Below are 20,213 nucleotides of genomic sequence, written 5' to 3'. Positions count from 1 at the left end.
TGGCGTTATTCAGTAATACACCCGTGAAAACCGGCAATAAACACAGCTATTAATATGCCTCGATAGTAGGCCGGAATGCCGGCCTACTACGGCTACAACATCAAAACCGTCCATCCACCACCATTACAACTCCGCTTCATCTAAGCGCATTAAACGATCCAGGCGCTGGTGGTAACAACGCAACGTCGCTTCCACGTCTTTTGCGGGCATAAACGAATCTCGATAAACGGCATCCACGATGCGGCTCTCTTTGTGCATATCGTTGAGCAATTTAACAATAAGTTTCTCCGTCATCCCCATACTCAAACCCAACGCCTGAAAATCCATACCAAGATATTCGCCGTAAGCGGTCTTAAAACCTGGCGCTAATTCGCGGTCGCCTTCTTCACATCTTAATAGCGGCAGCGCCATAAAACCGGAGCTAAAAATGGCGGGATAGGGCGCAACCGACACAAAGTCATACACTGGCGACAGCATTGGTTCGCCAATACGTGGATGAATCAGCCCGAAATTGCGCAAGTGCATATCGTTATTCCCCAACAAATACGCGTAGGCAATGCGCCGGAACAAATCGATTTTAAAGGCGATGTTGCTATTCACATGTTGTGTCAGGAACTCGGCCAGTTGCTGATAACTGACATACTGCTTTCCATCACTGCCCGTCTTCCCGTACTTTTCGCCGACGTTCATCGCTGCATCAAGCTGTTCCTGATGAATGGCCGCTCCGGTTTGAATATCCCGGTCGAAACGACGGATAACAAATGCCAACTCGCGCTCCGCTTCGTTATCAACAGCGGCAAAGCTCACCAGCCCGTGTGGCGGCACATCAAACCCCAGTCGCGCCATTAACGTCATGGTGGCGTGTTCGTTTTCTGCCAGATGGGGGAATTCCGCCGGAGAAGGCTTGAGGATGTATTCGCCCTGATGTTCAACCACCGCAAATTCGCCGGCGCGCACCACCATTTGCAGTTTCGGCTGGTAGCCGGAAATACTCATGCCACGCTGCGCTTTCGGCAATTCATGAATAAAGTCATCACGGGTAAAACTCAGTTGCGGGTTCACCTTGCCCGAACCCGTCAGCTGTTTCAGGCCTTTGGATGAATAGCCCGACTCTTGCTCTTTGGCCTGGAGCAATGGAGTTAAAAGAATGTGGCAACGCATGGTTAATCCTCCTGCATGCTGACCAGTTGTACCGCGCCAATCAGGTTTTTGCCGTTATCGATAAGCATTCCGAGTAGGTCGTGCTCGTCGCGTTGTTGTAGTTGGCTGTAGCGCTTTTTCAGCCAGCCTTCTGGTGCCAGCGAGGCAAAAAAGGGCGGCAGTGTCTGGCTGCGAAAGTGGCCGACACGCACCGGCAAACTTAGCGACAGCGGCGGGCCGATGTAGTCAGCGCGATAACTAAATTCGAAGCCGTCGTCATGCTGGCGCAGTTCGCCGACCGGTTCGCCATATAACCACACCTCTACACGGCGGCGCATAACTTCACACCCAGTGCTTCAGCGACGCGTAACACCGTGCCAAATTTGACCTGTTCCGGATCTTTAAACAGCCGTTTGAGCGTTGAGGCGGACACGCCGGTTTGTAGCTCAAGGGTGGCAAGGTCGATATCCAGCTCTTTGCGGCGCTGGTTCAGTTTTTGCCCCAGTTGTGCGCAGTACGTGATCACTTGTTCGTCAATAATGAGTTCCGATTCTTGCGCACGCAGCGTCACGGCTTTTTTAACGTCATTCAATAATTCGCTCATGGCATGCAGTTTGTCTGCGAGCGTGGCATTGTCGTAGTTCACGTGTGACCTTAAATGTGAGTTTTTGCATTAAAAAGGGTTGTTAATGGTCTGTTGATATCGATATATATCATAAATGACCCTTATTTTAATTATTAACCAAAGATGGTTCATTTACGGTCTTTTGTCAATTTCAGGGTTCATAAATAGTATATTTATAGGATTATTTAATTATTTCAGTCCATATATAATCTATATGGCAGTATTGCACGCTGGCTTATCCAGTTTATTGCTAACGAAATGTAAATTAATTGTTTCACTCGATTGAGTGGAAACCTTATTAATGAAGGCATGTTAATCAACGCGAGTTTGCTGCATGTCATATCGAATCAGCCTGTTGGATAAAAGCCCGGTCGCTCAGGACGAAACGCCTGCCGACGCCCTGAAACACACGCTGCATCTGGCACAACAGGCGGAAGCCTGGGGTTATCACCGCTTCTGGATTGCCGAGCACCACAACACTTCGCGGCTGGCAAGCCCATCACCAGAGTTGCTGATTGCCTGGATTGTCGGGCAAACCCGCCGCATTCGTGTCGGTTCCGGTGGGGTGATGCTACAACATTACAGCCCTTATAAAGTGGCAGAAAACTTCAATCTGCTGGCAAATCTCTCACCGGGCCGCATTGATATTGGCGTGGGTAAAGCGCCTGGCGGCTTACCGTTATCTACCCAGGCGTTACAGCGTGGCGGGCAGGATAACGCCTCGTTTGCCGACAAACTCACAGAACTGGATAACTGGCTTTCCTTGCCCGCATCCCACGAAGATGAAGATGTAGAAACTTTACGCGCCACGCCGCTTCCGACGCACAGTGCCGCGCGTTTTCTGCTGGGTGCCAGCCTCGAAAGTGCGAAGCTCGCCGCAAATCTCGACTGGAACTTCGTTTATGCCGCCCACTTGAATGGCGATAAAAATCTGATGCGTGAGGTACTCGGTGCGTGGCGCAGCAGAAGCCAACGTGAAACGGTGGTGGCAGTACAGGTGATTGTTGCGCAGGACGCACAAAAAGCGGCTGAGCTGGCGAACCTTGTGGAAATCTGGAGCGTTGAGCTGGAAAACAGCCAGCGGGTCAGTGTCGCCAGCGAAGCCCAGGCTTACGCATTTGCTCGCCAGGCTGGGAGTGCCATCAAACGGATTGAACGCCGTGAACCTTCGTTGCTGCAAGGCACCGCCGAGACAGTTCAAGCCGGGCTTGCGGCACTGAGCCAGGAATTTGCCATCGACGAATTCATTATTGATACGCCAGTGAGTGACCCTGCGGCACGTTTTCAGTCGCTTCGTTTGTTGGCTGGCGTGCAGCAGGCGGCGTCGGTATCTGAATTTACCGCCGAACATGAAGCCTGGTAAGGGGAAGCCGATGACATTCGCAGAGCAACTTATCAACTGGCGGCGCGAGCTACACCAGAACCCGGAGTTATCTGGCCAGGAAGTGGCGACCACCACGCGAATTCGTCACTGGCTGGAATCCGCAGGTTTACGTTTGTTGCCTTATCCGCTTGCCACCGGTGTGGTGGCGGAAGTCGGGCAAGGGGAAAAGGTCATTGCGCTGCGAGCTGACATTGACGCACTGCCGATTCAGGAAACCAGCGGTGTTGCGTTTAGCTCACACAATGATGGCGTGATGCACGCCTGCGGGCATGACGTTCATAGCAGCGTGATTCTGGGTGCGGCCTTGTTATTAAAAGAGCGCGAGGCGCATTTATCCGGCCGTGTGCGTTTGCTGTTTCAGCCAGCGGAGGAAAACTTTACTGGTGCAAAGGCACTGATAAAGGCCGGAGCACTGGAAAACGTGTCCGCTATTTTTGGCATGCACAACGAGCCTGGTTTACCGGTTGGCACTTTCGCCACCCGAGGGGGCGCATTCTATGCCAACGTCGATCGTTTTGTTTTACGGGTGCGGGGAAAAGGCGCACATGCCGCCCGTCCACATGAAGGTAAAGACGCCATTGTGATTGCCAGCCAACTGGTGCTGGCATTGCAAACTATCGCCAGCCGTAACGTGGATACGCTGGATTCTGTCATCGTCAGTGTCACGCGCATACAAGGGGGAAATACCTGGAATGTGTTGCCGGAAAGTGTCGAGCTGGAAGGAACCGTGCGCACTCATCGCAACGAAATTCAGCAGCAGGTCGAGAAACGGATCAGTGAGATTGCAGCCGGTTTAGCCAGTGCGTTTGGTGCGCACATTGAGGTGGAATGGTTTAACGGGCCAATAACATTGATCAACGATGATAAATGGGCGGCATTTGCGATGCAGCTCGCACAACGAGTGGGTTATCGCACACAAACCTCTGAACTGCATATGGGCGGCGAAGACTTCGCGGTTTATTTGCAAACCATTCCCGGCGCGTTCGTCAGTATTGGCAGCGCCAGCGAATACGGTTTACATCATTCGGCCTTTAATCCGGATGAAGCATTAATTGAAGATGCGGCGCGTTATTTCGCCACGCTGGCGGAACAAGCACTACTGGAAAAGTAATTACTTCTAATACGCAGGGGTCAACTCCCCAGGATGCGTGCAGCCTGAAAATGAGGATCGAATATGTCTGATAATCGACAACTGCGCCTTGGAACAATCTTACATGGTGCTTCGGGGAATATGTCCGCATGGCGGCATCCGGCAGCGATTGCCGATGCCAGTATTAATTTTGATTTCGTCAAAGAGACTGCGTTAAAAGCCGAGCAGGGCAAGCTGGACTTTTTATTTGTTGCTGACGGTTTATATATAAATGAAAAATCTATCCCGCATTTTTTGAATCGTTTTGAACCGCTGACGGTGTTGTCGGCGTTAGCCAGCGTGACCACACACTTAGGGCTGGTCGGCACGTTGTCGACCTCGTATAGCGAACCGTTCACGGTGGCACGTCAGTTCGCCAGCCTTGACCATTTAAGCAAAGGGCGCGCGGGCTGGAACGTGGTGACTTCACCACTGGAAGGTTCGGCAAAGAACTTCTCGCGTGAGCAACATCCTGAACATGCGCTGCGTTATCGCATTGCTGATGAATATCTCGATGTGGTGAAAGGTCTGTGGGATTCCTGGGAAGACGGTGCGTTTATTCGTGATAAAGCCAGCGGGCAATTTTTTGACCCAGAAAAATTACACACGCTGAATCATCATGGTGATTTCTTTAAAGTCGCCGGGCCACTTAATATTTCACGCACGCCACAAGGCAGACCGATTGTATTCCAGGCGGGTGCCTCGGATGACGGTAAGAAATTAGCCGCACGCCACGCTGATGCTATTTTTACTCATCACGATACGCTCGAAGAAGCTCAGTATTTTTATCGTGATGTTAAGAGCCAACTTAAAAATCATGGCCGTAATGACGATGATTTAAAAATATTCCAGGGCGTGAGCGTGATTGTTGGCAAAGATGCCGATGACGTAGAAAACCAGTATCAAGCCACTGCGGCACTGGTGTCAGTCACCGATGCACTGAATTATCTGGGCCGCTATTTTGAACATCATGATTTCAGCCAGTATCCGCTCGATGAGCCATTCCCCGATATTGGCGATCTCGGCCAAAACAGCTTCCGCAGTACCACCGATGAAATCAAACGCAATGCCCACGAACGCCATCTGACGCTGCGCCAGGTCGCGCTAGAAGCCGCATCGCCGCGCCCACGTTTTGCTGGCACCGCCCAACAAGTGGCAGACGGATTGCAGCAGTGGTTCGAAAGCCACGCCGCCGACGGTTTTATTATTCAGGGCGGCACTCCAGATACCTTCCCGCGTTTTGTTGATGAAGTGGTTCCGGTGTTGCAGGCACGAGGTTTATTCCGCACGGAATATCCCGGCACCACATTGCGTGAAAATTTAGGGTTGGCAGAACCCGTGAATCAGTTTTCGTAACCTGGACGATGGGTGAAAACGGTGGATGACGCTGCGCTTATCCACCCTACAAAACCAATTCACAGGTCGGATAAGCGCAGCGTCATCCGACAAAAACAACAAACATCACAATAACTAAGAGAACACACTATGCAAAAAACATCGCTCATTCTGGCTATCGCTCTGGCACTTTCGTCTGCACAAACCCTGGCGCAAGAAGTCACCATTAATGGCACCGGCGTCAGCCTGGAAGCTAATAAAACACCTATTAATACTGTCGTTAATCCGGCGGCTGTCGCCCAGTTACCCAAAGATTATCGCTTTGCGGTTCCCGGTAAATTTACCGTTGCAGTCGCGGCACTCAATTCGCCGCCGTTAACGGTGTTTGCGGAAGATAACAAAACGCTGCTCGGCAGCGAAGTGGACATCGCTCGCCTGGTGGCGGACAGCCTGGGGCTTGAGCTGAATGTGGTGCCAACCTCATGGGAAGACTGGCCGCTGGGCGTGACATCGGGCAAATACGATGCGGCAATCAGCAATATCACCGTCACTAAAGACCGCAAACAGAAATTCGACTTTGCCACTTACCGCAAAGATTCCCTCGGCTTCTATGTGAAATCTGATAGCCCAATTAAGAAGATTGAGAAGGCCGAAGACATCGCCGGATTGCGCATTATTGTCGGCTCAGGAACCAACCAGGAATCTATCTTGCTGTCCTGGAACGAAGAGAACCTGAAGAAAGGGCTTAAGCCTTTCACGCCGGTTTACACCAAAGACGATGCCGCACAAACCCTGGCATTGCAGTCTGGCCGCGCCGATGCGTTTTTTGGCCCGAACGTCACCGGCGCATGGAAAGCTGCTCTGACGCAGAAAACTCAGCTGGTCGGTGTAGTCGATGGTGGCTGGCCGAAAGCGGCGCATATCGCCGTCACATTGAAGAAAGGCAGTGGCCTGGTCGACCCGGTGCAAACCGCGCTTAATGGTGTTATCAAAAACGGCGATTACAACAAAGTGCTGAACCGTTGGGGGGAAGGCGTCGAGCAAATCCCGGCGTCCGAAATTAACCCTGCCGGTCTTGGCGATTAAGGAGCTGCAAATGCGCGAACAATTCCGGGATGTTTCACCAGAAGCGGCAGAGCTTCAGCCGATTATCAGCGGGCTGTTTGGTGAGTATGAAGCGCGTTACGGGGACTACTTTTCCCGTGATGCCGAAGTGGAACTAACCGAATGGTATCTGCCGCCACAAGGGTTATTCATCGTGCTGGAGCGTGACGGGGAGATTATTGCGACCGGCGCGTATAAGCCCTTCGATGAATATACCGCTGAGATCAAACGCATCTGGACGCACTCATCTTTGCGCAAACAGGGCGTGGCTCAACGAGTGATGCGTGAGCTGGAAAGCCGAGCGCAGCTTGCCGGTTATAGCCATATCTTCCTGACCACCGGTTTTCGCCAGCCGGAAGCGGTAAAACTCTATCTGAGTCTGGGTTATCAGCCGCAGTTTGATATTCACCGCAACCCGGAAGAATACAGCGTTGCACCATTCGATGGGCGCTTGCGGTTTACCAAAACGCTTGCTGTCACACAGCGCAAAACGGCCTGAGGAATCATGATGACGACACCATCAACAATTAAAGTGGTTCCGGCGCGTTATCCGCTGCGCACTCTGGGGGCTTTTGTCGCGTTGTTTGTGCTGGCGATTGTGGTTCAGTCGGTGGCGTTTAACCCGCGCTGGGAGTGGAGCGTATTTGCACGCTGGTTCTTCGACCCGGTTATCCTTGAGGGGCTGGTGCAAACGTTATTGCTGACTCTGATTGGCACGGTACTGAGTGTGATATTTGGCGGGTTACTGGCGCTGGCGCGGCTTTCCTCTTCATGGCTGCTCAACAGCCTGGCGTGGAGCTATATCTGGCTGTTCCGCTCGTTACCGTTGATTGTGGTGCTGATCATTCTCTATAACTTTTCCTATCTGTACGACACGTTGTCGATTGGCATTCCGTTTACCCAAATAAGCTGGGGAAGTTACCAGACGATTAACGTGCTGGGGCAATTTTCTACCGCCGTGGTCGGGCTGACACTGGTACAAAGCGCGTATACCGCAGAGATTATTCGCGGTGGTTTTTTGGGTGTCGATCATGGGCAGTATGAAGCGGCGGCGGCCTTAGGTTTACCGGCCTGGCGGCGCACGGTGCGCATTATTTTGCCGCAGGCTTTGCGCACCATTTTACCATCCGGCTTCAATGAAATTATCAGCCTCGCGAAAGGGACGTCGATGGTTTACGTGCTGGCAATGCCGGAACTGTTCTACACCATTCAGATGATCTACAACCGCACCCAGGAAGTGATCCCGTTATTGATGGTGGGCGCGGTCTGGTATCTGGTTATCACCAGTGTCCTGTCGCTGATTCAGCATCTGGTTGAACGCTGGCTGGCACGCAGTGAAAGACGCTCAGCGATTAATCAACAAAGTCCGGCGCGGAATGTATCACGCCAGCCAGCGCTGCAAACTCAGGAGACGGCTCATGCACCTGTCCAATAATCCCACTGGTCATATCTCGATTACGGGCGTCAGCAAATATTTTGGCCGCCATAAAGCGCTGGATAACATTTCGCTTGAGCTGGAACCTGGCTCGGTAACGGTGATCCTTGGGCCGTCGGGTTCCGGTAAATCCACTTTGCTACGGGCGATAAACCATCTGGAACGTGTCGACGAGGGGTTTATCCAGATTGATGGCGATTACATTGGCTATCGCCTGGCGGGCGACAAACTGTATGAGCTGAAGGAAAAGGAGATCCTGCGCCAGCGCGTGAACGTCGGCTATGTTTTCCAGAATTTCAATTTGTTCCCGCATCTCACGGTGCTGGAAAACCTGATTGAAGCGCCAATTGCCCATAAGCAGCTCAACCGCAAACAAGCCATTGAGCAGGCGTATCAATTGCTGGATGTGGTGGGGCTGCGCAATAAAGCCGATGCCTGGTCGCGCCATCTTTCCGGCGGCCAGCAGCAACGTATCGCCATTGCGCGCGCGCTGGCTTTGCGTCCACGGGTAATGTTGTTCGATGAACCGACTTCGGCACTCGACCCGGAACTGGTGGGGGAAGTGCTGGATGTGATTAAGAAATTAGCCCGTTCGGGCACCACGCTGGTGGTGGTGACTCATGAAATCGGCTTTGCCCGCGAAGTGGCAGATAACGTGGTGTTTATGGTCGACGGCAAAATCGTTGAGCAAGGCAGCAGCGACGAGGTGCTCAACCATCCGCAACATTCACGAACGCGTCAGTTTTTATCTAAGGTTCTATAAGGAGCAGGCATGAAATTTGTCCCACTGGCGCTATTGATGATCAGTACCACGCTGTATGCCCAAGGGAGTCTTGATCTTAAGGCCAATGAACAACCGATTCATACCGCTAAAGACCCGCTGGCTATCAGCAAAATTCCGCAGGGCTTTAAGTTTGTGGAACCGGGAACCCTGACGGTGGCGATATCCGCGCTCAACTCTCCGCCGTTGGCGTTGCTGGCAAGTGATAACCGCACGAGGATCGGCAGCGATCCGGATATTGCCCGTTTGCTGGCCGATAGCCTAGGGCTGAAGCTCAAACTAGTGCCGACCGCGTGGGAAGACTGGCCACTGGGGATTACGTCGGGTCGCTATGACGTCGCACTGGTGAATATTGCGGTGACCGAGCAGCGTAAAACGAAGTTCGATTTCGCGACTTATCGGGTCGATTCGCTGGCGTTTGCGGTCAAATCAGACAGCCCAATTCAAAAAATCACTGGCCCAGCAGATGTTGCCGGTTTACGCATCATTTTAGGTTCGGGGACCAATCAGGAAAAAATTCTCCTGGGCTGGAATGAAATCAATGAGCGCGAAGGGCGCAAAGCAGCTCAACCGATTTATCTGACCGATGACGCTTCCGGCAATTTGTATATTCAGGCTGGGCGGGCGGACGCCACTTTCGGCCCGCAAAGTGTGGCGGCCTATAAAGCGGCACTCACTGGCACCACGCGTGTTGTTGGGTTAGGGCCGAAGAAAGCCTATGTTGCCACCACCACCAAAAAAGGTAATGGGCTGGTTTATGCACTGCAAGCTGCACTGGATGGTGCAGCGAAACGTGGTGAATACCAGCAAGTGTTGGCGCGATGGGGAGAAAAGGGCGAAGAAGTGGCGACGTCTGAGGTGAATCCGCAAGGGATTACCTATCCGTAGCGATTTCCGGTTAAGCCAAAAGGACCTGGCTTATAAACCCATGAATATCGTCCAGCGCCTGTTGGCGGGCCAGCGGCGCATTGTCGATAATCAGTTGATCCGAATAGCCGTTTAGCAACGCGCTAAGCTGGCGAGTCACCCGCCCGACATTTGTTTGGCGAAACACGCCACTCTCAATGCCGCTTTCAATAATGCTCGCCAGCAACGCATCCCACTTTTCGGTCAGCGTCAGGGCAAGATCGGCGTACACCTTGTTATGCACCGCCAGCCGCCACAACGAGCCGTACAACTCCCAAACGGCATCGGCGCGGTCAGGTAGATAATCTTCGATGAAAACATTCAAACCTTGCGCAGGTGACTGGGCGCGCGTCTTTTGGCTAAAAGCTTCCAGCTCCGCATACATAAAGCGTTCAAACGCTGCGATACACAACGTCTGCCAGTCGGGGAAATAGTGATAAATATGGCTACGGGCGATACCGACTTGTTCGGTTAGCTCGCGGGTCGTCACTTTTTCTACCCCTTTATCCGTGAACAGCCCGATCGCGGCATCAAGAATATTTTCTTTTAGAACAGACGTTTTTTCTTTCATCACGGTACCTTCGTTGACTTTGAGCAAGTGCTCAAATAGAATCTTTTCATTCTTGAGCAACCGCTCAAGAATAACAATCTAAGAATATAAAGTCATGTCTACTTGTCAGCAAACCGCTCAGCTTAAACCATCGCGCGGTGCATTGAATACCTTAAAAAAACTCGCAAAACTCCACAGTAAAAAGCTCATTGTCACTCTGCTGCTGGTGGTCGCCGAGAACGTCGTTTACTTGCTGTATCCGTTAATGGCGGGCTTTGCCATTAATGCCATCATCAAAGGGCAATCCCTGCATGCGTTGTTGTATGCGCTGGTGGTTTTTATTATGTGGGCGATAGGTGCTGCGCGCCGCAGCATGGACACCCGCACTTTCGCCAGAATCTACGCTGGCCTCGCGGTGCCGGTGATCCTCGCACAACGTAAAGATGATCATAGCCACTCAACGATTGCAGCACGTGTGACGTTGTCACGCGAATTTGTCAATTTCTTCGAAACGCATCTGCCGTTGCTGATTACTTCACTGGCGTCGATAATCGGCGCAGTTGTCATGCTGTTAACCATCGAGTTCTGGGCTGGTGTGGCTTGCATGGTGGTGCTGGTTTTCTTTGCGCTGTTCCTGCCGAGCTATACGCGCAAGAACGAAATGCTGTACGAGAAACTGAACGACCGGCTGGAAAAAGAGGTGGGGTTCGTTGGCTATGCCAGTGAAAACACGCTCAACAAGCACTACAACTTTTTGGCACAGGTGCGTATTCGGTTGTCTGACCGTGAAGCTTACGGTTATCTGGCAATTGGTATTGCCGCAGCGTTCCTGTTCGCTATGACCATCATGTTGATGACCGTGAAAGGGGTCGGGAACGCCGGGCATATTTACTCGGTCATGACGTACATGTGGATGTTTGCCATGAGCCTTGATGACGGCCCATCTCTGCTGGAGAAATACTCGCAGCTTAAAGAGATAGGCAAACGTGTGAATACCGGGCTGGTGGATTAACCGACCTCAGGCAATGCGCCTGTGGCAATCAATGCCTGGATAACAATCACGGCGATACCGCAGGCGAACACCACAATCAGCAACGGCTTGCCGCCTGCAACGCGGTAGCCCGCTTCTTTCTGCATCTGGCGGCTTTTCCACACTAAAAGTGAAGGGATGATCAACGCCAGAATCGCCAGCGCCACACCGGCGTAACCCAGCGCCATCACGAAACCTTGCGGATAGAACAGGGCAAAGATCAGCGGTGGCACGAAGGTCATTAGCCCTGTTTGCATACGGCCTGACGCTTTACGATTACGGTTGAACAAATCACCCAGGTAATCGAATAACCCTAACGACACGCCGAGGAACGAGGTTGCCAGCGCGAGATCGGCAAACAGATGAACCGCCAGCTCAACATGTGTTGATGCCACCACTTCACGAACCGCCTGCAACAAGCCATTCAGACCGGAATGATTAGCCAGTAATCCGCTGAACACGCCTGAATCAATCGCGCCTAGTGTCGCCACTTGCCAGAAAATATAAGCCACTAACGGAATGGCGCTGCCAATGATAAACACCCAGCGTAACTTGCGCAGATTGCCGTCCAGATAACTAACAATACTGGGTACGCTGCCATGAAAACCGAACGAAGTGAAAATCACCGGGATCGCCGAAAGTGCGAGGCCTTTTTCCAGCGGCAGCGTCAGCAGATTGGTGTGATGGATATGTGGCATCATCAGCGTCAGCATCACCACCAACATGACGATCTTGGCGCTGAACAACACGCGGTTAAACATATCCACCATATGGGTGCCGATGCAGACCACGCCTCCGGCAACAAGAGTGAACAGCAACACGCCGCTGGTGACCGAAATAGTGGTAGAAAACCATTGGCTCAGGCTTGCGGCCAGCAGTTCGCCCGCGCCACTGATATACGCGGCGGTTAACGCGTACATCAGGAATAACATGCTAAACCCCGTCAACCATTGCCCTGGTTTGCCAAGATAGCGGCGCGCCAGCGTACCCAGCCCGGTATCAGCGGAAACGTGCTGATAAACTTCAACCAGCAACAAGGCTGTGTAGCACATCAACCCCCACAGACTGACCAGCAACACAAACGTCACCCCGAACCCAACACCCGCCGAAGCCAGTGGCATTGCCAACATTCCTGCGCCAATTGTGGTGCCAGCGACGATAAAGATACTGCCAAGAGTGCGATTCTTCACGCTTCCCTCTGAATTTACGCTTGTTATAACGACATTGTGCCGCGCAGATTAAGGGATTATGGCTAAGGCGTCAAACAGGGGTTACGCGAAGTGTATTGATATATTTACATTATCGGTGGATGACGCTGGCGCTTATCCACCCTACAAAACCCAACGCTTTCGCAGGTTCTGTAGGTAGGATAAGCGTGGCGCGTACAGTGAGGGATGTCGACATTTTCGTAGGTCGGATAAGCGCCAGCGTCATCCGACAAAACAACGACATCCCAGCCCAGGTTACTTCTGCTCTTTTTTCCCCGCCAGATTCAGCGTTGGCGTTTCATCGAAGAAGTTCCACGGTTTCAGCAGCGTGTGCACCCATTCCGTTGGCATGATTGGCCACTCTTCAGCGCGAGCCACGTGTGTGGTGCCGGTGGTCATCCACACCACATCATCCTGGTTATCCAGTGATTGATTGTCTTTGCTGTACTCACCCAGACCCGTGTCGTGCGCCGAACGGTTTGGATATTTCCCTTCCGGATAACGTTCTTCCGGGTTGTAACGCGTCACCCACAGTTGCTTATCCATAAAGCTCAGGCGGTGATAAATCCATTCGTCTGGTGCAAATTTCGCACCGGTCGCTACCGGATGGGTGCCACCTGCATAAGGGATAATTTGATAAGAAACCGGGTTACCCATTTTGTTCTCTTTGCTGGTATTACTCAGCAAGCGAATAGTGCCTGGGTCAAACTTCTGTGCCGCTTCTTGTTCGGTATTAATATCGTGCTGGTTGATCTGCATGGTACTGGTGCGCGGGCCGCCAGCGGTATTCGGTTTAACTTCAGGGTCGAGCGCCACCAGTTTGTTATTCTCGCCATCCACGTCCATATCGAGGCGGAAGTTGTAGATGTGTTGGTGCGTGGTGCCGACGATATTGTGGTCGATAAGCGTGCCGTATTTAGTGTCATCTTTGGCGGTTTCATCGTGCATGGTTTTGGCTTTCACACCTTTAACCGCTTCAATGCCGGTCGCGCCTGCATCAATGCCGATGGTGCCGTTCTGGTGGAATACCCAGTCAAAAATATAGTCGTAGTTGCCGACGGTACTGATCCAGCGCACCACTAACTCGCGGCGCTCGGTGCTGATATTCGGCTGGCCCATTTCCTGGTGCTTATATTCAGGCCCGGCGTAGCGTTCAAATACCGCTACCGCACGTGGGATAGTGGTCGGTTTGCCGGTGTAATCAGCAATAGTTTCATCCAGCATCACCGCGTTTGTTGGGGCATCTTTGCCGCGAGCTAGCGGGGAAGTCAGCGTACCCATGCCGTAATCACCAGCATCCAGATAAGCTTTGAAATACCAGCCAACATCAGGGTCGCCGTAAGGCACGATCATACCGCCGAGCGAGCCTTCATACATCACTTTGCGTTTGTTACCGTTGTCGTTATAGGTCACGGTAGAGAGAATCGGCCCGACGCGGGAATTCAGGCGCAGGTGGAAATCCCAGTTCTGCCAGTGAATAGTATCGCCAGTAATGGTGTAGTTTTTACCTTCCGGCTCGATGATTTCCAGCGGTTTAACTTCGGGTGCTACGCGGTCACGGCCATCAAACGGACGTGGATTCATCGGCACCGGAACGACCTGGCCTTCTTCAATCTTGATGATTTTCTTCTGCTCAAGATCGACGACTGCCACCAGGTTTTCAATTGGGTGAGCCCAGTAGTTGCCATCGCCAGTATCAAGATAGCTCACCACTTTGAGCAGGCGCTGGTTCTGTTCCAGGCCATCTTTCCCGTCAAAATAGCCGACGGTGAGCGGGGTGGTGATCACTTTAGTTGGGTCGTCGACACCGTGTTTTTTCAGCGCCTCGGCGTACTCTTTGCTGCCGTTGATAATGGTCTGTACGCTGATGAAATCATCAATCAGCACCATGCCATGTGCGCCTTCAATCGGTTTCCACGACACCACTTTACCGGCACTTAAATCCACCACGCCTTCCACAATATGAATGCCGTCGAGCATAATCACATCGGCCTGACGCGGGGCAGTGACCTCCTGTCCTGTCATAACGAATTGCCAGACCTGATCTTTCGGCGGTTCATGCAGCGATATTTCAGTAAAGCGAATACCCGGTTTAAAATCTGGCGCACCCTGAACAATTTTGACCGCCTGGTTTATTTCATCCGCAGTCAGTGAATTAAGTGGATGAGGTTTTTTCTCGACCGCGAAAGTTTGATCAAGGCCGGACTGGAAAACTTCGTTAATAAAGTCTTCAGAAATATAAGCGGTTTTCTTTTTAAAAATCACCGGCACTTGTAATTGCAATGTTTTGCCGTTGACGATGGCCGATTTGCTATTAGGTTTTACTTTCACAAACGCACCGTCTTTCACGATGGTGAACATCTGCGCGTAATCATCCCATTGCACATCAGCACCGAATTCAGTCAGTGTTTTCTCCATCGGCACCATATGCGCTTCGCTGCCGTGAGCGAATACAGCCGGGGAAGTCAGAAGTGCGATTGCTAAAGCCAGGGTTTTCTTTCCAGTTATTAAATTCATGAAATTCTCACTTTTAGCGTATGTTTTTTATAAACGGGCATGAATTCAACATAACAACTTCTCAGGCAAGATATATTGCGCTGCTTGCCAACCATTTTGCTGGGTTTGCCAAAATCAAAATAATGGTGGATGACGCTGCGCTTATCCCCCCTACAACGGCCTTTCGTAGGTCGGATAAGCGCAGCGTCATCCGACAAAATGTATTAACTCTTACGCGCTACCAGCGTCAAAATGGAATATAAAGCCACGGCCTGTTTATCCTGGTTCATCACTTCTACTGCCCATTCCACCACGCCAACCGGTTTATCTTCGGCGGTTTTCTGCGGCTTGGCGGTCTTACGCTTACAGGTCAGGCGCACTTGCAGGGTATCGCCGATTTTTACCGGCTCGATAAAGCGCAGGTTTTCCATACCGTAGTTGGCGATAACCGGCCCGACACCTGGGTCAACAAATAGCCCTGCAGCGGCAGAAACCACGAAATAGCCGTGAGCGACGCGTTCGCCAAAGAATGATTCTGCCGCACCAATTTTGTCGACGTGGGCATAAAAATGGTCGCCGCTGAGATTGGCGAAATTGACAATATCGGCCTCGGTAATGGTGCGACGAGCTGTCAGCAAACTTTCACCAATTTGCAGGTCGTCAAAGTGTTTGCGGAACGGGTGCACCGCATCTTCTTTCACTGCCGCACCATGGCTCCATTGTTGGCTAACCGCCGCCAGCATTGATGGGCTGCCCTGAATCGCGGTGCGTTGCATGTAATGTTTTACTGCGCGCAAGCCACCCAATTCCTCACCGCCACCCGCTCGGCCTGGGCCGCCGTGAACCAGCATTGGTAATGGCGAACCATGGCCGGTGGATTCCACCGATGATTCCTGGTTCAGCACCTGAATTCGCCCGTGAGCACGCGCGGCACCCAGCACAAACTGGCGGGCAATATCGCCACTCGCCGTGACCAGCGTTCCTGCAAGGCTCCCCTGGCCCGCACGTGCCAGCGCCATCGCATGTTGCGCATTCTGATAAGGCATTACGGTGGCAACCGGGCCAAACGCTTCGAGTTCATGCACCGCTGGGGTTTCATCAGGCTGCTGGCACAGTAACAACGTTGGTGGGAAGAACGCGCCCGCAAGGGCAGTATCGGCGTGGCCGCCGACCACTATCTGGCAGCCTGCGGCAACCAGCTGGTTCACTTTACTTTGCACATCATCGCGCTGTTCAAGGCTGACCAGTGCACCCATTTTTACGCCTTCCTGCGCCGGATCGCCGGGCTGGATTTTCTCCAGTTTGCCTTTTAGCGCCTGCACCACGTTTTCAAGTTGCGCTTGTGGAACCAAGATACGGCGGATTGCGGTACATTTTTGCCCGGCTTTAGCGGTCATCTCGCGCACCACTTCACGGATAAACAGCGCAAATTCAGGTTGTTCCGGCGTCACATCTTCGCCCAGCACGCAGCAGTTCAGCGAGTCGGCTTCCATCGTGAAGGGTACGGATCGGGCGACAATATTTGAGTGACAACGTAACTTTTGTCCAGTGCTGGCGGAGCCGGTAAAGGTCACTACGTCTTGCTCATCGAGCAAATCAAACAGGTTAGCGACGCCACCGCAAATCAGGCTGATTGCACCATTTGGTACCAGCCCTGAATCAACAATTGATTTCACCATCGCATGGGTCAACTGCGCGCTGGCAGTACCGGGCTTGATAATCGCCGGCATACCGGCAAGCCAGGTTGGAGCCAGTTTTTCTAACATGCCCCAGCAAGGGAAGTTAAACGCGTTGATGTGCAGTGCCACGCCCGATTTTGACGTCAGCACATGGCGAGCGGCAAATCCGCCTTGTTTAGACAGCGGGATCATTTCGTCTTCTGGCCACAATACATCGTCTGGTAATTCGCGGTTGCCCATCCCGGCATAAGCGAACAGGGTGCCGATACCGCCTTCAATATCCACCCAGCTATCTGCGCGGGTGGCTCCTGTCTGGTAAGAAATCGCATAAAACGCTTCTTTATTTGCCAGCAGATGTTTTGCCACCGCTTTAATCATGGCGGCGCGTTGAACAAAGGTCATCGCGCTTAAAGCGGTGCCGCCGTGGTCGATGGCGTAACGGCGCGCCTGTGCCATATCAAGCCCTTCACTGGTGACCTGATACAGCGCTTCGCCGCTAATTGCATGATTTATCGTGCGTTCTTTTCCATGGCCCATCGCCCACTGACCTGACAGATAACTTGTTAACTGCTGCATCGCATACCCCACTAAGCATTACGTTTAATTGCATCAATGGTTGATTTGTGAATCATAAAAATCAAGATGTAATTTAATAATTTATTAACAATGTGATTACGCGTAGTTTTGGTGATTTGCTTATATACATAAATAATAAAGAATATTTGAAATTTATCGTGATAAAGCTCACAAACTGCGCGTGTTAATTTTGGTGTTTTGGTTAACTTATCTGTAACTTTTAATCATTAAGTGATTCACATAAACCCGATTTGTGAATTTAGTTTGAATCATAAAAGGTGATGACGTGACTGAACAACAGCGTTTTGATGAGCGAATCGCACAGGAAATCGCGATTGAACCGCAAGACTGGATGCCTGAGGAATACCGTAAGACGTTGATTCGTCAGATAGGTCAGCACGCGCATTCCGAGATCGTTGGCATGCTGCCGGAAGGCAACTGGCTGACCCGCGCACCGAGCTTAAAGCGCAAAGCCATTTTGTTAGCGAAAGTGCAGGACGAAGCCGGACACGGGCTTTATCTGTATAGCGCGGCAGAAACGCTGGGCTGTGCACGGGAAGACATCTACCAAAAGATGCTTGACGGCAAGATGAAGTATTCCTCCATCTTCAATTATCCGACGCTGAACTGGGCCGACATTGGCGTGATTGGCTGGCTGGTTGATGGTGCCGCGATCGTGAACCAGGTGGCACTGTGCCGCACTTCATACGGCCCTTATGCCCGTGCAATGGTGAAAATCTGTAAAGAAGAGAGCTTCCATCAGCGCCAGGGTTTTGAAGCCTGCATGGTGCTGGCGCAGGGCAGTGAAGAACAGCGCCAGATGTTGCAGGACGCGATAAACCGTTTCTGGTGGCCAGCACTGATGATGTTTGGCCCGAACGACGACAATTCACCCAACAGCGCGCAAAGCCTGGCGTGGAAAATCAAACGTTTTGGTAATGACGAATTACGCCAGCGTTTTGTCGACAACACCGTGCCACAAGTTGAAATGCTGGGTATGACTGTGCCGGATGAAGGGCTGCACTGGAACGAAGCCAGCGGGCATTACCAATTCAGCGAAATTGACTGGCACGAATTTAATGAAGTGGTCGCCGGACGTGGGCTATGCAATGAAGAGCGCTTAGCCGCCAAACGCAAAGCCTGGGAAGAGGGCACATGGGTGCGCGAAGCCGCGCTGGCGTATGCCGCAAAACAGAATTTGTAGCCCCCCTCTCCCCAGGGAGAGGGAATGCCACCATTGACACCCGAATTTGAAGGAAAAACACATGAGCAAAGTTCACTGGCCGTTATACGAAGTATTTATTCGCAGCAAACAAGGTTTATCCCATCGCCATGTGGGTAGCCTGCACGCCGCCGACGAACAAATGGCGCTGGAAAACGCCCGCGATGCCTACACCCGCCGCAGTGAAGGCTGCTCAATCTGGGTGGTGAAGGCGAGCGAAATCATTGCTTCACAACCTGAAGAACGCGGTGCGTTTTTTGACCCAGCGGAAACCAAAATTTATCGCCACCCGACGTTCTACACCATCCCTGATGGCATCGAGCACATGTGAGGCGTGAAATGACTTATTCCCCGTTAACCACTTACACCCTGCGCCTCGGCGATACCTGTCTGGTGCTGGCACAGCGCTTAACCGCGTGGTGTGGACACGCGCCGGAGCTGGAGATTGACCTGGCGCTGGCGAACATCGGCCTCGATTTACTCGGCCAGGCGCGCAACTTCCTGAGCTATGCCGCTGAACTTCAGGGTGCCGAGTTTGATGAAGACAAACTGGCATTTGGCCGTGACGAGCGCGAATACCGCAATGTGTTGCTGGCTGAGCAGCCGAACGGTGATTTCGCTGACACCCTGATGCGCCAGTACCTGCTGGATGCCTGGCATGTGGTGCTGTTTGAGCGCCTGGCGCTGAGCCGCGATGCACAACTGGCGGCAATTGCCGCGAAAGCTATCAAAGAAGTGCGTTACCACCTGCGCTTCAGCCGCGGTTGGTTGGTGCGTCTGGGCAACGGCACGGAGTTTTCGCAGCAAAAAATGCAGCATTCACTGAACAAACTGTGGCGTTTTAGCGGCGAAATGTTTGAAGCCGACGAGCTGGAAATCGAACTCGCACAACTTGGGATTGCGGTCGACCCGCGCACGCTGCGTACGGCCTGGGAAGAGGAAGTGTTCGGCACGTTGCTGGCGGCCACACTCGTCAAACCACAGGAAGCGCAATATCGCACCGGCGGCAAACAGGGGCTGCATACCGAACATCTCGGCCCGTTGCTGGCAGATATGCAGTACCTGCAACGCGCGTACCCCAATCAGCAATGGTAGTGAGGTAAAGATGCAAACTCTCGATGTGGTGGAACCGGCGCAAACCCGCGAGGTCTGGCGCATTCTCGGGCAAATCAGCGACCCTGAAATCCCGGTACTGACCATCACCGATCTCGGCATGGTACGCAGTGTTCACCATCGTGATGACGGCTGGCACATCGGTTTCACGCCAACCTATTCCGGCTGCCCGGCGACAGATTTTCTGCTGGCGGCGATTCGTGAAGCGATGGAAAAAGCAGGGCACCAACCGGTGCACATCGAACAGATGTTGCACCCGGCGTGGACCACCGACTGGATGACGCCAACCGCCAAAACTCGGCTGCGTGAATACGGCATCAGCCCGCCACAAGGGCATGCTTGCCACGCCACATCAGCTGCGGTGGAAGTGAGTTGCCCACGCTGTGGCAGTTTGCACACCTCGCTGATTAGCGAATTCGGTTCTACGGCCTGCAAAGCGTTATACCGCTGTGATAGCTGCCGCGAACCCTTTGATTACTTTAAATGTATTTGAGGTTGCC

The 20,213-nt window shown here is 52.4% G+C and carries 18 protein-coding genes and 2 pseudogenes; 13 read left to right on the top strand and 7 right to left on the bottom strand.

Features of this window, described 5'->3' with window-relative positions:
- Window positions 1-123: 123 nt before the first annotated feature.
- From EC843_RS01830 to EC843_RS01820, 3 genes are read right to left on the bottom strand one after another with little or no spacing between them, the layout of a single operon-like run.
- Window positions 124-1,161: a HipA domain-containing protein gene (locus EC843_RS01830; protein ID WP_133521494.1), complete on the bottom strand. Its 1,038-nt coding sequence runs from the start codon at window positions 1,159-1,161 to the stop codon at window positions 124-126.
- A gap of 2 nt (window positions 1,162-1,163) precedes the next feature.
- On the bottom strand, window positions 1,164-1,478 hold the full coding sequence (locus tag EC843_RS01825) for a HipA N-terminal domain-containing protein (protein WP_064546608.1): 315 nt from the start codon (window positions 1,476-1,478) through the stop codon (window positions 1,164-1,166).
- A complete protein-coding gene (locus EC843_RS01820; RefSeq protein WP_064546610.1) occupies window positions 1,463-1,786 on the bottom strand; it encodes a helix-turn-helix domain-containing protein in 324 nt (107 codons plus the stop codon). The genes EC843_RS01825 and EC843_RS01820 overlap by 16 nt, the downstream gene beginning before the upstream one ends.
- Window positions 1,787-2,099: 313 nt before the next feature.
- Between EC843_RS01820 and EC843_RS01815 the strand changes: the two genes are divergently transcribed.
- The 8 genes and pseudogenes from EC843_RS01815 to EC843_RS01780 all read left to right on the top strand — a co-directional run bounded on the left by EC843_RS01815 (window position 2,100) and on the right by EC843_RS01780 (window position 9,821).
- Window positions 2,100-3,128: an MsnO8 family LLM class oxidoreductase gene (locus tag EC843_RS01815; protein ID WP_121813520.1), complete on the top strand. Its 1,029-nt coding sequence runs from the start codon at window positions 2,100-2,102 to the stop codon at window positions 3,126-3,128.
- A 10-nt stretch (window positions 3,129-3,138) separates the two neighbouring features.
- Window positions 3,139-4,260 carry an amidohydrolase gene (locus EC843_RS01810; protein ID WP_064546614.1) on the top strand — a complete coding sequence of 374 codons (1,122 nt, stop codon included), beginning with the start codon at window positions 3,139-3,141 and terminating at the stop codon, window positions 4,258-4,260.
- A gap of 63 nt (window positions 4,261-4,323) precedes the next feature.
- A pseudogene (locus EC843_RS01805) lies at window positions 4,324-5,625 on the top strand (LLM class flavin-dependent oxidoreductase); the annotation flags it as partial.
- Window positions 5,626-5,742: 117 nt separating this feature from the next.
- Window positions 5,743-6,699 (top strand): annotated as a pseudogene (locus EC843_RS01800) (ABC transporter substrate-binding protein); the annotation flags it as partial.
- Between the two features lie 10 nt (window positions 6,700-6,709).
- Window positions 6,710-7,216 (top strand): GNAT family N-acetyltransferase, encoded by a 507-nt coding sequence (locus EC843_RS01795; protein WP_064546621.1) that lies wholly within the window; start codon window positions 6,710-6,712, stop codon window positions 7,214-7,216.
- Window positions 7,217-7,225: 9 nt separating this feature from the next.
- A complete protein-coding gene (locus EC843_RS01790; protein ID WP_064546623.1) occupies window positions 7,226-8,152 on the top strand; it encodes an amino acid ABC transporter permease in 927 nt (308 codons plus the stop codon).
- Window positions 8,142-8,915 (top strand): amino acid ABC transporter ATP-binding protein, encoded by a 774-nt coding sequence (locus EC843_RS01785; RefSeq protein WP_121815623.1) that lies wholly within the window; start codon window positions 8,142-8,144, stop codon window positions 8,913-8,915. Before EC843_RS01790 ends, EC843_RS01785 begins: the two co-directional genes overlap by 11 nt.
- Window positions 8,916-8,966: 51 nt before the next feature.
- On the top strand, window positions 8,967-9,821 hold the full coding sequence (locus EC843_RS01780; RefSeq protein WP_166642049.1) for a transporter substrate-binding domain-containing protein: 855 nt from the start codon (window positions 8,967-8,969) through the stop codon (window positions 9,819-9,821).
- 10 nt (window positions 9,822-9,831) lie between these two features.
- Here the strand turns inward: EC843_RS01780 and EC843_RS01775 are convergent, their stop codons facing one another.
- Entirely contained in the window at window positions 9,832-10,410 is a 579-nt protein-coding gene (locus EC843_RS01775; protein WP_133521490.1) for a TetR/AcrR family transcriptional regulator, read from the bottom strand.
- Between the two features lie 94 nt (window positions 10,411-10,504).
- On the opposite strand from EC843_RS01775, the gene EC843_RS01770 reads away from it, so the two are divergent.
- A complete protein-coding gene (locus EC843_RS01770; protein WP_064546631.1) occupies window positions 10,505-11,401 on the top strand; it encodes an ABC transporter six-transmembrane domain-containing protein in 897 nt (298 codons plus the stop codon).
- Here EC843_RS01770 and tyrP read toward each other — a convergent pair.
- The 3 genes from tyrP to paaZ all read right to left on the bottom strand — a co-directional run bounded on the left by tyrP (window position 11,398) and on the right by paaZ (window position 17,378).
- Window positions 11,398-12,609: a tyrosine transporter TyrP gene (gene tyrP, locus EC843_RS01765; RefSeq protein WP_064546633.1), complete on the bottom strand. Its 1,212-nt coding sequence runs from the start codon at window positions 12,607-12,609 to the stop codon at window positions 11,398-11,400. The two genes, EC843_RS01770 and tyrP, sit on opposite strands and share 4 nt — an antisense overlap.
- A 273-nt stretch (window positions 12,610-12,882) precedes the next feature.
- Entirely contained in the window at window positions 12,883-15,144 is a 2,262-nt protein-coding gene (tynA, locus tag EC843_RS01760; RefSeq protein WP_064546635.1) for a primary-amine oxidase, read from the bottom strand.
- Window positions 15,145-15,347: 203 nt separating this feature from the next.
- Window positions 15,348-17,378 carry a phenylacetic acid degradation bifunctional protein PaaZ gene (gene paaZ / locus EC843_RS01755; protein ID WP_064546637.1) on the bottom strand — a complete coding sequence of 677 codons (2,031 nt, stop codon included), beginning with the start codon at window positions 17,376-17,378 and terminating at the stop codon, window positions 15,348-15,350.
- 286 nt (window positions 17,379-17,664) lie between these two features.
- Here paaZ and paaA point away from each other — a divergent pair, with 286 nt between their 5' ends.
- The 4 genes from paaA (at window position 17,665) to paaD (ending at window position 20,206) form a co-directional block, all read left to right on the top strand.
- Window positions 17,665-18,582: a 1,2-phenylacetyl-CoA epoxidase subunit PaaA gene (gene paaA, locus EC843_RS01750; protein ID WP_064546639.1), complete on the top strand. Its 918-nt coding sequence runs from the start codon at window positions 17,665-17,667 to the stop codon at window positions 18,580-18,582.
- A gap of 61 nt (window positions 18,583-18,643) precedes the next feature.
- Entirely contained in the window at window positions 18,644-18,931 is a 288-nt protein-coding gene (paaB, locus tag EC843_RS01745; RefSeq protein WP_064546641.1) for a 1,2-phenylacetyl-CoA epoxidase subunit PaaB, read from the top strand.
- Between the two features lie 8 nt (window positions 18,932-18,939).
- The gene (paaC, locus tag EC843_RS01740; RefSeq protein WP_121813510.1) at window positions 18,940-19,695 is read left to right on the top strand and encodes a 1,2-phenylacetyl-CoA epoxidase subunit PaaC; all 756 of its coding nucleotides are present in this window, start codon (window positions 18,940-18,942) and stop codon (window positions 19,693-19,695) included.
- Window positions 19,696-19,705: 10 nt separating this feature from the next.
- The gene (gene paaD, locus EC843_RS01735) at window positions 19,706-20,206 is read left to right on the top strand and encodes a 1,2-phenylacetyl-CoA epoxidase subunit PaaD (protein WP_064546645.1); all 501 of its coding nucleotides are present in this window, start codon (window positions 19,706-19,708) and stop codon (window positions 20,204-20,206) included.
- Window positions 20,207-20,213 lie beyond the last annotated feature (7 nt).

This window comes from Buttiauxella sp. JUb87, from assembly GCF_004361975.1.
GTDB lineage: Bacteria > Pseudomonadota > Gammaproteobacteria > Enterobacterales > Enterobacteriaceae > Buttiauxella > Buttiauxella ferragutiae.
The sequence above is the reverse complement of the archived record's forward strand: the minus strand, read 5'-3'. Positions and strand labels throughout refer to the sequence as shown.